At 67.4% G+C, this 12838-nt stretch carries 10 protein-coding genes, 1 tRNA gene and 2 pseudogenes; 2 read left to right on the top strand and 11 right to left on the bottom strand.

Annotation, left to right across the window (positions count from 1 at the left end; all coding sequences use genetic code 11):
- Nucleotides 1-8: 8 nt before the first annotated feature.
- The 4 genes from BG28_RS10755 to BG28_RS10740 form a co-directional block, all read right to left on the bottom strand.
- A complete protein-coding gene (locus tag BG28_RS10755) occupies nt 9-1298 on the bottom strand; it encodes a serine hydrolase (RefSeq protein WP_036476495.1) in 1290 nt (429 codons plus the stop codon).
- Nucleotides 1299-1516: 218 nt separating this feature from the next.
- Entirely contained in the window at nt 1517-2008 is a 492-nt protein-coding gene (locus BG28_RS10750; RefSeq protein ID WP_051501321.1) for a thioesterase family protein, read from the bottom strand.
- Between the two features lie 47 nt (nt 2009-2055).
- Entirely contained in the window at nt 2056-2871 is an 816-nt protein-coding gene (locus tag BG28_RS10745; protein ID WP_051501320.1) for an ABC transporter permease, read from the bottom strand.
- A complete protein-coding gene (locus BG28_RS10740) occupies nt 2868-3872 on the bottom strand; it encodes an ATP-binding cassette domain-containing protein (RefSeq protein WP_051501319.1) in 1005 nt (334 codons plus the stop codon). Before BG28_RS10740 ends, BG28_RS10745 begins: the two co-directional genes overlap by 4 nt.
- Nucleotides 3873-4149: 277 nt before the next feature.
- Between BG28_RS10740 and BG28_RS10735 the strand changes: the two genes are divergently transcribed.
- The gene (locus tag BG28_RS10735) at nt 4150-5793 is read left to right on the top strand and encodes an extracellular solute-binding protein (protein ID WP_036476493.1); all 1644 of its coding nucleotides are present in this window, start codon (nt 4150-4152) and stop codon (nt 5791-5793) included.
- Nucleotides 5794-5888: 95 nt separating this feature from the next.
- On the opposite strand, the gene BG28_RS10730 is transcribed toward BG28_RS10735, so the two are convergent.
- The 6 genes and pseudogenes from BG28_RS10730 to BG28_RS10705 form a co-directional block, all read right to left on the bottom strand.
- Nucleotides 5889-5965, bottom strand: a tRNA-Pro gene (locus BG28_RS10730).
- Between the two features lie 192 nt (nt 5966-6157).
- Nucleotides 6158-7195, bottom strand: a complete 1038-nt coding sequence (mgrA, locus tag BG28_RS10725) for an L-glyceraldehyde 3-phosphate reductase (RefSeq protein WP_036476492.1) — start codon at nt 7193-7195, stop codon at nt 6158-6160.
- Nucleotides 7196-7301: 106 nt separating this feature from the next.
- On the bottom strand, nt 7302-8399 hold the full coding sequence (locus BG28_RS10720) for a cysteine desulfurase family protein (protein ID WP_036476490.1): 1098 nt from the start codon (nt 8397-8399) through the stop codon (nt 7302-7304).
- A pseudogene (gene nadC, locus BG28_RS10715) lies at nt 8399-9285 on the bottom strand (carboxylating nicotinate-nucleotide diphosphorylase). The gene BG28_RS10720 and the pseudogene nadC overlap by 1 nt, the downstream one beginning before the upstream one ends.
- Before the next feature lie 9 nt (nt 9286-9294).
- On the bottom strand, nt 9295-10572 hold the full coding sequence (gene nadA / locus BG28_RS10710; protein ID WP_036476487.1) for a quinolinate synthase NadA: 1278 nt from the start codon (nt 10570-10572) through the stop codon (nt 9295-9297).
- Nucleotides 10569-11275, bottom strand: a pseudogene (locus BG28_RS10705) (NUDIX domain-containing protein). Before BG28_RS10705 ends, nadA begins: the two are co-directional and overlap by 4 nt.
- A 137-nt stretch (nt 11276-11412) precedes the next feature.
- On the opposite strand from BG28_RS10705, the gene BG28_RS10700 reads away from it, so the two are divergent.
- Nucleotides 11413-11625, top strand: coding sequence for a hypothetical protein (locus BG28_RS10700; protein WP_036476486.1), 213 nt, complete (start codon nt 11413-11415; stop codon nt 11623-11625).
- 22 nt (nt 11626-11647) lie between these two features.
- On the opposite strand, the gene BG28_RS10695 is transcribed toward BG28_RS10700, so the two are convergent.
- Entirely contained in the window at nt 11648-12778 is a 1131-nt protein-coding gene (locus tag BG28_RS10695; protein WP_133726144.1) for an SGNH/GDSL hydrolase family protein, read from the bottom strand.
- Nucleotides 12779-12838: the final 60 nt, after the last annotated feature.

The following is a 12838-nucleotide window of genomic DNA, read 5'->3' as shown; positions in this document are numbered from 1 at the left end:
TGGATCGCTCAGTACAGGGCGGCCTCGACGTCGCTGGTGATGCTGCTGATCGCGGTCCAGTCCGATCCCTCGGACATGATGGAGAGCACGTAGCTGCCCTGTGGGTGCCGCACGATCGCGGTGTCGTTGAGGTAGCCGTCGATGAAGCCCACCTTGTTCAGCACCGTTCCGGCGCTTCCGGCGCCGATGCCCTCGCGGAAGATGTTGGACTCCAGCGCGCCCAGCAGGCGTGATCGGCTTGCTTCGCTGATCTCCAGCGCACCGGACTCCAACCGGGTCATGAACGCGGTGAGGTCGTTGGCGGAGGTGCGCGCATAGGCCGGGATGAAGTCCGTGGCCGGGCCGCCGGTCTCCGCGGCGATGTCACGCAGTCCTTCCCAGCCGAGCTCCTCGCGGAAGTCATCGGCGCAGGGGTTGTCGCTGACCGAGAGCATATCGGCGAAGCAGGTGGCGCGATCGCGACCGCCGTCGATCGGGTCCGCCCAGTCCAGCTCCCCGGATTCGACTCGATCAAGGATCCCGTACGCGACGAAGACCTTGTAGGTGCTGGCGCTGACCCGGGATTCTCCGCCTGCGGTGGAACCGGTGCGGCCCTGGCCGCCCAGCTCTGCCACGCTGATCGAGATGTCGCCAGGGTAGTGGGCGGCGAGCTCCTCCAGGTAGTCGTCGAGATCACCGGTGAAGCTGGGGGCATCGGCCGGAGCCTCGGGTCTGACCGGCTCGGACTCATCAGGGGATGGTTCTTCGGGGGAGGGAGCGCTCGGAGCGGGATCCTCTTCAATCCCATCCTCTTCAAGGATGTCCTCTGCCCCGGCGTCTTCTGCACCAGCATCTTCCTCGCCGGCGCCTTCTTCGGCAGAGCCCTCCGGAGCGGGCTCGGCGGGGGTGTCCTGTTCCGTCGGCGCCTCAGCCTCGGCGTCGTCCTCACGCTCTTCGGTCCAGCCGTCCTGATCCCGAGCCGCCTCCTGTGCCGCCTGATCCTCCAGGCGCTGCCGCTCGATCTCCGCCTCGGCCTCGGCTTGTTCCGCCGCAAGCCGCGCCTCTTCGGCGGCAAGCTCCTCCTGGTGCTGCTGGTGCGCCGCCTCCAGGGCAGACGCGCCCTCGGCCGCCGCTGTCCGCTGGGACTCCCTGGCGCTCTTCACCTCCGCGGCGAGCGCCGGCAGCGGCGCCGCGTCCTCCCCGTCCTGCTCGGCCTGCTCGGTCGGTTCAGCCTGTTCGGCCTGCTCGGCGAGCGCCGGCTCGGCGGCTGCCTCCTGCGCCGGGGCGGGGTGGAAGACGGCAGGGCTGCAGGCGGTCATCAGGAGCGTGGCAGTGACAAGCCCCAGGGCTCGGTGCCCGAGGCGGCGCCGAGTGGGCCTGCCTCCCTGTCCACGATGGGGAAGGTGTTCGCGGGGAAGCATGGGGCTGATCGTATCCACGCATCATCGTCTGATCTGGGATTTCCGTGGTAGTCCTCGGGTCACGGTTCGGCAACCGGCGCAGCAGGCCCGGGACGCGACAAAGGCCGGGCGCTGGCTCAGGTCGCGCGGAACGGCGATGCTGCGCGGTGCGCCGAGGCCTGTTCCCGCTGCTGAGCCGTCAGTCGCAGCAGCGTCTTTGTGCCGGTGTCGAAGAAGGCCAGTTGGGTCTCGGCGATCACGCACCGGCTGCCGTCCACCCCGTCGCGGATCTCATAGGCCAGGGTCAGCCCCGCACCCTTGAGCTGGGTCACCCAGACATCGATCCGCGCGGGGACATCTCGATACTCCAGGCTGGCCAGGTAGCGCACCCGGTGTTCGACGACGAGCGCCTGAGCCTCGCGGGGGAGCTCGTTGAACAGCGGCGCCAATGGTTCCCCAACGGGGCTGCCGGTATGCGCCGGTGCTCCGAAAGCTCGGATGCGCGCCTCTTCGAGGAGCCGCAGCACCTCGACATTGTTGATGTGGCCATAGGCGTCCATATCGCCCCAGCGCAGCGGCACCTGGGTGCGCAGCCGCGGGCCGGTGTCATCTAGAGCAGGCGCGATCATGCCCGCCAGCCTAACCTGAGCGTGTCACCGGAGGAGCGGCGTGCGCCTCATCCGCGCGAGACTCGGCCGCGCAGCGCCCCGAAGGCCAGCGTGAAGCTCACCGAGCCCACAATGAGGATCGCCAGCAGCCCTGGCCACAGGTCCGCCCAGACCCAGCCCTCGGAGATCAGCGAACGCAGCGTTGCCAGCAGATAGGTGATCGGGTTGTAGTCCGCGATGGCCGCGAGCCAGCCGGTCAGTGCCTCCTGGGGCAGGAAGGAGGTGGTCAGGAAGGCGAAGGGAAAGAACAGCAGGAAGGAGGAGTTCACCGCGGCCGGGCTTCCGGTGCGCAGCGCGATGGCATAGGGGAACCCGGTGAACGCCAGGCCCCAGAGCCCTCCGATGAGCACGAAGGCGAGGACGCCGGAGACTCCCGTGGCGAACTCCACCCCGACGAAGAAGCCCAGGATCAGCACCGGCACACACAGGGCCATCACCAGCACCAGATCCGCGACCATCAGGCCCAGCAGCAGGGCGGTGCGGCTCATCGGTGTCAGCAGCAACCGGTCGAAGTAGCCGCTGCTGATATCGGTCACCAGGTCGCTCGCCCGGGAGACGCCGGTGACGGCGAAGACGATGGCCACCGGAAGCTGGAACGCTCGGAAGTCGGCCACGCCGATGCCTTCTGCCACGGGTTCCAGGGCGCCGATGTTCACCACGAAGAAGAACAGCGGGATGATCAGCGCAGGGATCACCGCGGCGGGATCTCGGGGGATGGCGCGCAGCGCCCTGTAGGAGACGGAGCTGAGGTCGCGCAGAAACCCGGCGCTCTTGGGTTCGATCCGGGTGGCTGGGGGCGTGATCGTGCTGGTGGACGAGTTCACTGGGGCTCCTGGAGATTCTGTGCCGCCGAGGCGCTGGCCATGAACGCGCTGGGGTCGGTGATGTGCTCCCCGGTCACGGAGAGGAAGACATCATCGAGCGAGGGTCGACGCAGGGACAGCTCCATGACCTGCGTGTCAGGGACCTGGGCCAGCGCGACGGCGATCGGGCTGATCGCCGAGGGGCCGTCGATGACGCTCAGGGTCAGCGTCGGCCCGTTGACCTCGACGCGTTCCACAAGCTCCAGCGACTCCAGGGCCCGCCCGGCGTCGGTCGCGTCCCCGGTGACGGTGACGATCACGACATCGGTGCCGATGGTGCGTTTGAGCTGGGCCGGGGTTCCTTCGGCGACCAGCTTGCCCTTGTTGATGATCCCCACCCGGTCCGCCAGCTCGTCGGCCTCTTCCAGGTACTGGGTGGTGAGGAAGACGGTCATTCCCAGCTCCTGGTTGAGTCTGCGCACCTCCTGCCACACCTTCGCCCGGCTCACCGGGTCCAGGCCGGTGGTGGGTTCGTCCAGGAACAGGACCTGCGGGTCATGGACCAGGGCGAGCGCGAGATCCAGCCGCCGCTTCATGCCCCCGGAGTAGGTGCCGATCCGGCGATCGAGTGCGGAGCCGATGTCGACGAGTTTGGTGAGCTGATCCACCCGAGCCTTGGTGGCCTTGGCCGTGAGCCCATAGAACCGGCCCTGCAGCGCGAGCATCTCCGCGCCGGTCTGCTTATCGTCCAGCGCAGCCTCCTGCAGGGCCACCCCGGCGCGGAGCCGCACCTCGCCGGGCTGGGACGCGACGTCGTAGCCGGCCACGGTGGCTCGACCGGCCGAGGGGGTGAGCAGGGTGCACAAGATCCGGGTCAGCGTGGACTTCCCCGCCCCGTTCGGCCCCAGGAACCCGTAGATCTCACTGGCCTTGACCTCGAGGCTGACGCCGTCTACCGCGCGCAGGTCCCCGAACCGGCGCTCCACGCCCTCCGCGCTGATAGCGATCTGACTCTGCGACATGGCGGCTCCCTATGAGGGTGTGAAGCAAAACGTGCCAGCGGTGGCTCACACCTGCGCCAGGCGCCCAGATCTCCGGGTGGACTCAGAATAGGAGCGCGAGCAGGGCACGGCAAGGCCCGTGGATCTGGAGATCTGGCCGGCTCGAGGAACCGGCGAGAATCGCCGGTGTGAGGATGGTCCTTGAAATAGTTGCATGGTGTGACCCTATACTGAGTGTGATCTGTATCACCAAGATACAAAATCAGATGAGCTGTATGAGGGAAAAGGCGTGCAGACTATGACAGCTAAAAATCGAAACCGCAGGTCCCGGACCGGTGTGGTGGGGCTCATTGCGGCCGGCTCGCTGCTGGCCACCAGCTGTGGCGGGGGCGACGCCGCCGGTGACGCGGGCGTAGATGCCGGCGAGCGTGACCTGGCGGCCATGGCTGACTTCGGGGCTGGGGACAGCTTCGTGGCCACCGAGCCCCTGGAGCTCTCGGTGCTCTACCGCAACAACCCCGACCATGGGTTGGACGACGAGTGGATGTTCTTCGAACACCTCGAGGAGAACCACAATGTATCGCTCTCGATCGTGGATGCGCCGCTGAGCGACTTCGAACAGCGGAGATCCCTGGTGATCGGTGCCGGAGACATGCCCGATTTCGTCCCGGTGACCTATCCCGGTCAGGAGGTGCCCTACATCTCTGGCGGGGCGCTGCTGCCGGTGAGCGATTATCTGGATCACATGCCCAACTTCACCGAGAAGCTCGACGCCTGGGATCTTCGTGAGGACTATGAGGCGCTCTACCAGGAGGACGGAAACGCCTACATCCTGCCTGGTCTGCTGGAGGATCCCTTCCAGCACTTCTCGCTGGTGGTCCGAGGTGACATCTGGGATGAGATGGGATTCGAGGAGCCCGAGACCTGGGAAGAGTTCGCGGACCAGCTGCGCGAGGTCAAGGAGGAGTACCCGGATTCGGTCCCGTACTCGGATCGCTGGGAGCTGCAGAGCACGCTGAACTTCGCCTCGGCGAACTTCAACACCGTGGCCGGCTGGGGCTACGGCGATGGCATCTACTTCGACCATGAGGCCGAAGAGTTCATCTACGCCGGAGCCTCCGATGAGTACCGCGAGCTCCTGGAGTTCTTCGCCGGCCTCCTCGAGGAGGGCCTGATGGACTCAGAGACCCTGACGCAGGATGATCGCATGGCCGAGCAGAAGTTCTCCTCCGGGAGCTCGCTGGCCATCGCGGGCAATGACGAGTCCACCCAGATCTACACCCGCGGATTCGATGAGCTCGGCACCGAGGGTGCCGAGGCGCGGCTCATCCCGATCCCCGGCGGCGAGGACGGGGACTTCGTTCACAGCGGAGCACGCTTCGACAGCGGGCTCGCCATCTCCTCCTCCATCGCGGAGGACGATGACTTCCTTGCCAAGCTGCAGTTCATCGACTGGCTGTACTACTCGGACGAGGGCCTGGAGTACGCCACCTGGGGCGTGGAGGGCGAGACCTACACGCTCAACGCCGATGGTGAACGCGAGCTGGACTCGAACATCGACCTCAACAGCCTGAACCCCGAGGCCGAGGAGCACCTGGTGCGGGACTACGGCTTCTCCAACCAGCCGTTCCTCCACGCGGTGGGTTCCACCACCGAGCTGGTGCACTCGACCTTCCGCCCGCATGTGGTCGAGTGGCAGGAGAAGATGCATGACAAGGAGGAGCTCCCGGTGACCCCGCCCTATCCGTTCACCGATCTCGAGCTGGAGCAGGCTGGCCTGCTGCAGACCACGCTGACGGACCATGTGCAGACCGCCTCCTCCCAGTTCATCCTGGGTCAGCGGTCCTTCGAGGACTGGGACGCCTATCTCGCCGAGCTGGAGAACCTGAACATGCAGCAGCTCGTGGACCTGGCGAATGAGGCCTATGAGCGGGCGCAGTGACCCTGAACGGTCGCGGCGTTAGCCTCCCGTAGCTGGGAGGGCGTGAAAAAGGGAAAGCCTCAAACCATCTGATGGTTTGAGGCTTTCCCTTTATGTGGTCGGGCTAGCGGGATTTGAACCCACGACCTTCCGTCCCCCAGACGGACGCGCTACCAAGCTGCGCTATAGCCCGAAATTCTTCCTGCAAACTCGCCGGAAGCACCAGGAAAGTCTACCGCATGATCCGGCTCAAGCGCGCATCGGGCTCAGCGCCCGGTGCTGCATCGAGTCCGAGAACAGGTGCGTGACCTGCAACGGCAGAGTCTGGCGGGTGGGACGCGGACGCATCTGCACCCCACCCACCAGACTCGTGCCTGCGGATCGATCAGCCCTTCGTGCTCTTCCGAGCCGAGCCCCAGATGTCGATGCCGCCGTCGACGGCGTGCTCATCGATCGCCTTCAGCTCTTCGGTGCTGAACGAGCGCTTCTCCAACGCGGCCAGGTTGGACTTGAGCTGCTCGGGCCGGCTGGCGCCGATCACCAGGGAGCTCACGCGGTCATCGCGCAGCGCCCAGGCCAGCGCCATCTGCGCCAGGCTCTGGCCGCGGTTCGAAGCGATCTCGTTGAGCGAGCGGATGTGTCCGAGGTTCTCTTCGGTCAGGAAGTCATCGCGGAACGAGCCCTTGGTCGCTGCGCGGGAGTCCGAGGGCACCCCGTCGAGATACTTATCGGTCAGCATGCCCTGGGCCAGTGCACTGAAGCCGATGACCCCGGCCCCGACCTCTTCGACGGCGTCGAGCAGGCCTTCGGTCTCGATCCAGCGGTTGAGCATCGAGTAGGAGGGCTGGTGGATCAGCAGCGGGGTTCCGAGGTCCTTCAAGATCGCGGCCGCCTTGATGGTGTCTTCCGCCGAGTAGGAGGAGATCCCGGCGTAGAGCGCCTTTCCGGAACGGACCGCCGCGTCCAGGGCGGACATGGTCTCCTCGAGGGGAGTGTCGGCGTCGGGGCGGTGGGAGTAGAAGATGTCCACGTAATCCAGTCCCATGCGGCTCAGTGACTGGTCCAGGCTGGTCAGCAGGTGCTTGCGGCTGCCGGAGGGGCCACCATAGGGGCCGGGCCACATGGTCCAGCCGGCCTTGGTGGAGATGACCAGCTCATCGCGCAGCCCGGCGAAGTCCTCGCGCAGGATCCGTCCGAAGTTGATCTCCGCCGAGCCTGGGGGAGGCCCGTAGTTGTTGGCCAGATCGAAGTGGGTGATCCCATGGTCGAAGGCCAGGTGGATGATCTCGCGCTGGTTCTCCAGGGCGAAGTCGTCACCGAAGTTGTGCCAGAGCCCCAGAGAGAGAGGCGGCAGCACCAGCCCGGAGCGGCCCACGCGGCGGTACTCCGCGTTCTCGTAACGGTCTTCTGCGGGAACGTACATGGTGACTCCTGGAGATCAAAGTGTCAGTGGTGGAAACATCTGGCAGGCCCGCCGGTGGAGACAGCAGGTCGGCCCTTGATCACCTTACGCCTGCGTGGGGGGCTCTTCAGCCCGGCAGCGCCGCTGCGGCGCGGGCCAGGTCCTCGGCGGTCACGGAGTCCCCGAAGCTGAACCGCACGGCCGTCTGGGCGATCTCCTCCGAGTACCCCATGGCCTTCAAAGCGGGGCTCGGCTCACTGGAGCCCGCGGCGCAGGCCGAGCCGGAGGAGCAGAAGATTCCCTGCCGCTCCAGGTCGAGCAGCACCGACTCTCCGCTGCGCCCGGGCAGCACGAAGGACGCGTGTCCGGCCAGCCGCCGGGTGCGATGCCCGGTCAGCTGCGCGCCGGGCACCCGGGCGAGGACCTCGTCGATGAACCCATCGCGACGTCGCGCGATCTCCGCCACGTCAGTCTCTGCGGCCAGTCGCAGCGCCGTCGCCATCCCAACCGCTCCGGCCACGTTCTCGGTGCCCGAACGCAGGTCCCGCTGCTGACCGCCGCCGTGGATCAGCGGTTCGAACGGCGTCCGACGGCGCAGGTAGAGCACGCCGGTGCCCTTAGGTGTGCCGAGCTTGTGCCCGGCCAGGCTCATCGCACTGACCCCGAGAGCTTGCACGTCCAGGGACAGGGTCCCGGCGGCCTGGACCGCATCGGTGTGGAAGGGAACTCGGTGTTCGGCGCAGAGGGCCGACAGTGCGGCGACGTCTTGGACTGTGCCGACCTCGTTGTTCGCGTAATGAACCGAGACCAGCGTCGTCTCGGGGCGCAGCCTCGCGGCCAGCGCGGCGGGGCTGACCACGCCGTCGGCGTCCACCGGAACTGTCTCCACCTCATAGCCCAACCGGCCCAGCCAGGCGGCAGACTCGCTGACGGCCGGATGCTCCAGCGCGGAGACCAGCACATGGCGTCCCCGGGGGTCGGCGAGCGCGATGCCCTTGATAGCCGCATTGTCGGATTCGGTACCGCCGGAGGTGAAGATGATCTCGGCCGGTCGCGCGTTCAGGTGCCCGGCGACCTCGGCGCGCGCGGCCTCCAGCGCTCGGGACGCGGCGGCCCCTGGTTCGTGGACGCTGGAGGGGTTTGCATAACCGGTCAGGTGCGGCCACATGGCCTCCAGCACCTCGCGTTTGACCGGCGAGGCGGCGGACTCGTCGAGGTAGAGCATCAGCCCGAGGTTCCCGGCCCGCCTACGATCAGACCGTCCATGTCCAGCCCGAGGTCCAGGGCACGGGCGCCTGGGTGAGCGCCCCTACGCTGATCAGGTCCACTCCGGTGCCGGCGATCGCAGCGATGCTCTCCAGCGTCACCCCGCCGGAGGCCTCCACCAGAGCGGCGCCGTTGATCTGCGCCACTCCGCGGTGCAGGTCTGCAAGGGTGAAGTTGTCCAACATGATGGTGTCGGCCCCGCCGGCGAGCACCGGGGCGATCTGTTCGATCCGATCCACCTCGACTTCGATGTGGGTGGTGTGCGGCAGGCGCTCGCGGGCGGTGAGGATCGCTTCGGTCAGCGCCTCGGGGGAGTCGCCCAGCACGGCCAGGTGGTTGTCCTTGGCCATCACCGCGTCGGAGAGTGAGAATCGGTGGTTGTGCCCGCCCCCGCAGCGCACCGCGTGGCGCTCCAGCGCGCGCAGCCCCGGCGTGGTCTTGCGGGTATCGGTGACCCGCACACCGGTGCCGGCGACGGCCGCCACATACTGACTCGTCAGCGTGGCCACCCCGGAGAGACGCTGGATCAGGTTCAACGCGACCCGCTCGGCGCCGAAGATCGCCCGTGCCGGGCCCTGCACGGTGGCCAGGACATCCCCAGGGCCGAACCGTGCGCCGTCGTCGTTCTGAAGACGCACGAGGACGGCGGGATCCAGCGCGGCGAAGGTGCGGGCGAAGACCTCGCCGCCCGCCAGGATGCCGGGCTCCCGCGCCACCAGTTCGGCGCGCGCGGTGGCGTCGGCGGGGACGAATGCGGTGCTGGTGAGGTCCCCGAACGGAAGGTCTTCGGCCAGGGCCAGGGTGATGACCGCGTCGATCTCGCGGGTGGAGAGCTGGGTGTCCACTGGGTCCTTTCAGGCTTTCGGCTTCGCGGCGAGCATCCGGTCCAGCGCGATCTTCGCGGGCACGGAGACCTCGGGCTCGACGCTGATCTGATTGTTCACCCGTCCGGCGACCAGTTCCTCCAGCACCCAGGCCAGGTAGCCGGGGTGGATCCGGTACATGGTGGAGCAGGGGCAGATCACCGGGTCCAGGCAGAAGATGGTCCGGTCCGGGAACTGTGCGGCGAGCCGGTTGACCATGTTGATCTCGGTGCCGATCCCGATGGTGTCCCCGGGAGCGGAGGCGGCGATGAACTTCTGGATCGCGTCGGTGGAGCCTGCCGCGTCGGCGGCGTCGACCACCTCCATCGGGCACTCAGGGTGCACGATGATCTTCACCTTCGGGTCCGCGGCGCGGGCCGCGGTGATCTGGTCCACGGTGAACCGCCGGTGCACCGAGCAGAAGCCGTGCCAGAGCAGCACCTTGGCCTCGCGCAGCTGCTCCGCGGTGTTCCCGCCGAGGGCCTTGCGCGGGTTCCACAGCGGCATCTGCTCCAGCGGCACCCCCATGGCCTTGGCGGTGTTGCGGCCCAGGTGCTGGTCCGGGAAGAACAGCACTCGGTGTGCGCGCTCGAAGGCCCATTCCAGGACGGTCGCGGCGTTGGAGGAGGTGCAGACGATCCCGCCGTGGCGGCCGCAGAAGGCCTTCAGCGCGGCGGAGGAGTTCATATAGGTCACCGGGATGATCGGGACCTTGCCGGCGGCGTCGGGTGTGGTGTTCTCCGGGTCCACACCATAGGTCTCGCAGATCTCCTCCCAGGCGGTCTCCCCCGAGGACTCATCGGCCATGTCGGCCATCGAGCAGCCGGCGGCGAGGTTGGGCAGGATCACCGTCTGCTCAGGGGCGGAGAGGATGTCGGCGGTCTCCGCCATGAAGTGGACCCCGCAGAAGACGATGGTCTTGGCCTCGGGCTTGCTGAGCGCGGCATTGGCCAGCTGGAAGGAGTCCCCGACGAAATCGGCGTGCTGGACCACCTCGTCGCGCTGGTAGAAGTGGCCCAGGATGACCAGCTCCTCACCCAGCGTCGCCTTCGCGGCGAGGATCCGCTCATGCAGCTCGGGCTCCGGCATCAGCTGGTAGCGCTCGGGCAGCTGCCCGGGACGCGAGACCGGGTCCGGGAGCCGGTCGGCCTGTGAGGAGCCGGGCCCATAGCCCGGCACGTTGTCGAAGTCCCAGGGCCCGGCGGCCAGCTTGGTGTTGCAGCTGTCCTTCGGGGTCAGGCTGATCAGGTCATGGACCGAGGCGGTCATGGTGTCTCCTGGATGGTGAGGGTGTAGCGGGTGCGGTGGGGGTTGGAACGGTAGAGCCGCGGCGGGCGGTGCGCGGTGCCGGTCATGCGCTCGCCGGTGTCTTCCACGGTGTCCTGCGCGAGGATCTGGCGGCGGAAGTTTGACGGATCCAGCGCCCGGTTCAGGATCGCCTCATAGACCCGGCGCAGCTCGGCGAGCGGGAACTTCTCGGGCAGGAAGGCGTGGGCGATGGGGGAGTAGGCGACCTTCGCGCGCAGCCGGTCCAGCGCGTAGGCCAGGATCACGCCGTGGTCGAAGGCCAGCACCCCGGCCTCCTCGGCGATGTCATCGGCGGGGAACCATTCCAGGTTCTCGCCCTCCACGCGTCGGTGTCCTCGTCCTGGCGCACCAGGGCCCAGTAGACGATGGAGACCACCCGGGTGCTGGCGGGGGAGCGGTCGACATTGCCAAAGGCGTAGAGCTGTTCCAGGTGCCGTGGGGCCAGCCCGGTGGTCTCCAGCAGGGTGGCCCGGGCCGAGCTGACCAGGTCCTGCTCGGGTTCCAGGGGGCCGCCGGGGAGCGCCCACTGGCCGAGGAAAGGTTCACGAATACGGCGCACCAACGGCAGCCAGAGCGTGAGCTCCCCGGTCTCCGGGTGCGGGCGCAGCGCGAAGACCACAGTGCTCACGGCGAGCTCGGTCTGCAGGTTCGACGGCGCGGCCATGGTGCGGCCTCCTTAAGGTGACAGTGACACTATGGTGCAGCTCATATGGTCACGTCAACCTGAAGGGGCCTCGTTGTCTGCTGACAGGTTCGTCTCGGCTCTCGACAGCGCCGCCAGGGGCTGGAACGATTGCGCTCATGCGTCAATACGTGGTGGTCGCCTGCAGCGCGGCCGTGGCCCTTGCGGTGAATATCGCGATGGATCTCTCCACCGATGTGCCGATGCTTCTCCGCTGGGCGGTAGTCATCGGGATCGCGATGGTCGTGACGGTGCTGCTCTCGCGCTGGACGGCGGAGCGCACACAGCGAGCCTCAGCCGCGCCTGGAGAGTCTCCAGAGCCGCTCAGCTAGGTCCGCCCTGCGCACTGATCCTTCAGTCAGCCAGTCCCGCTTCAACCTCTTCGAGGAACCCCGGGGTCTCAGTGAGCTGGCGCGCGAACTTGGTCGCGCCCTGAGGTGCGAGATGTATGGCGTCCCGGCTGTCGCCGTCTCCCCACCAGTCGCCGAACTCATCCACGGGGATCAGCTGAACGTCGTGCGGGGCGGTCAGGGCCTGGGCAGCATCCTGCCGGCGGGCGTCATAGTCTCGTCCTGCCTCCTCCAGATTCGCCTGGTGGACCGGGGTGTACGGAATCTCGAAGGCGAGGACCGTCACGCCATGACTGCGCAGCAGCTCCGTGGCGCGTCCGAAGTCGGCGACCGCTTCATCATGCACCGTTGGGAACCCAGGGAAACCTCTCTCCATCCGGGTATCGCTGATCTCCTGGGCCTCTGCGGCGCTGACGCCAGGGTGGATCATGAAGCCGTCGGATCGAAGCCGGCTTCCCTCTTTGATCCGCAGGCTGGTCTGCGCGGACTCACCGTCCTGGGCCCGCGCGATCTGGTCCCCGCCGGCGCGGAACCGGAACAACGGGTCAGCGTGATCGCGCTCGCACCTCGCGACGTCGGCGTCGCCCCAGGAGTCGCTGTGGGGCCGGTCGCATCCCTCCACCATCGATGAGAACGGCGACTTCGCGCCCTCTGTGGTGTAGAAATCGTCCCGCTCGGCCGCCCGGGTCGAGATGCCCATCAGCGCCACCGAGGGGGGATCCTCGAGACTGACCACGTATTGAGCGAGCAGCAGGTTCATGCCCCAACGAGCCCGGCTGCTCGCACCGTTGAACACGGAGACCTCGTCGCCGGTCGCGTCAGAGAGCAGATGTCCCAGTTCGGTGGGATCGAGGCCCTGCTGAGTCATGGAGTCGCCGAAGATGACCACATCCGGCGCCGGATCGGCGGCACGCAGGGCGTTGGTCATCGTCTCGAAGGCGCCGCCATGGGCCGGCGCCACGGGCAGCTGGTCCTGCACCGTCCATTCCTCCAGCTGCGCCGCCGTGACATCGGCGGTCAAGGACTCGTTGAACTTGAGGGTGGGGAAGTTGTCTTCCTCCGGTGCCCCGGTGGCACAGGCCGTGAGCGAGAACAACAGGGCAGCGCCCACGAGGGCAGAACGAGGACTTGGCATGAGCTCAGACTAGCAAGCACCTGACTTGGCCAGCGCTGCCCCGACGCGCTCGGGGAGGAC

It is taken from the genome of Nesterenkonia sp. AN1 (assembly GCF_000582475.1).
GTDB lineage: Bacteria > Actinomycetota > Actinomycetes > Actinomycetales > Micrococcaceae > Nesterenkonia > Nesterenkonia aurantiaca.
Note: the sequence above shows the minus strand (reverse complement) of the source record. Positions and strands in the feature narration are given on the sequence as shown.

Bases quoted from the DNA above. Each gene is read 5' to 3' on its own strand.
- BG28_RS10735 (WP_036476493.1), top strand. From the start codon at position 4,150: ATGACAGCTAAAAATCGAAACCGCAGGTCCCGGACCGGTGTGGTGGGG.
- nadA (WP_036476487.1), bottom strand. From the start codon at position 10,572: ATGACCGCCTCGGTCCATGACCTGATCAGCCTGACCCCGAAGGACAGC.
- BG28_RS10740 (WP_051501319.1), bottom strand. From the start codon at position 3,872: ATGTCGCAGAGTCAGATCGCTATCAGCGCGGAGGGCGTGGAGCGCCGG.
- BG28_RS10695 (WP_133726144.1), bottom strand. From the start codon at position 12,778: ATGCCAAGTCCTCGTTCTGCCCTCGTGGGCGCTGCCCTGTTGTTCTCG.
- BG28_RS10755 (WP_036476495.1), bottom strand. From the start codon at position 1,298: ATGACCGCCTGCAGCCCTGCCGTCTTCCACCCCGCCCCGGCGCAGGAG.
- BG28_RS10750 (WP_051501321.1), bottom strand. From the start codon at position 2,008: ATGATCGCGCCTGCTCTAGATGACACCGGCCCGCGGCTGCGCACCCAG.
- mgrA (WP_036476492.1), bottom strand. From the start codon at position 7,195: ATGTACGTTCCCGCAGAAGACCGTTACGAGAACGCGGAGTACCGCCGC.
- BG28_RS10720 (WP_036476490.1), bottom strand. From the start codon at position 8,399: ATGCTCTACCTCGACGAGTCCGCCGCCTCGCCGGTCAAACGCGAGGTG.
- BG28_RS10700 (WP_036476486.1), top strand. From the start codon at position 11,413: ATGCGTCAATACGTGGTGGTCGCCTGCAGCGCGGCCGTGGCCCTTGCG.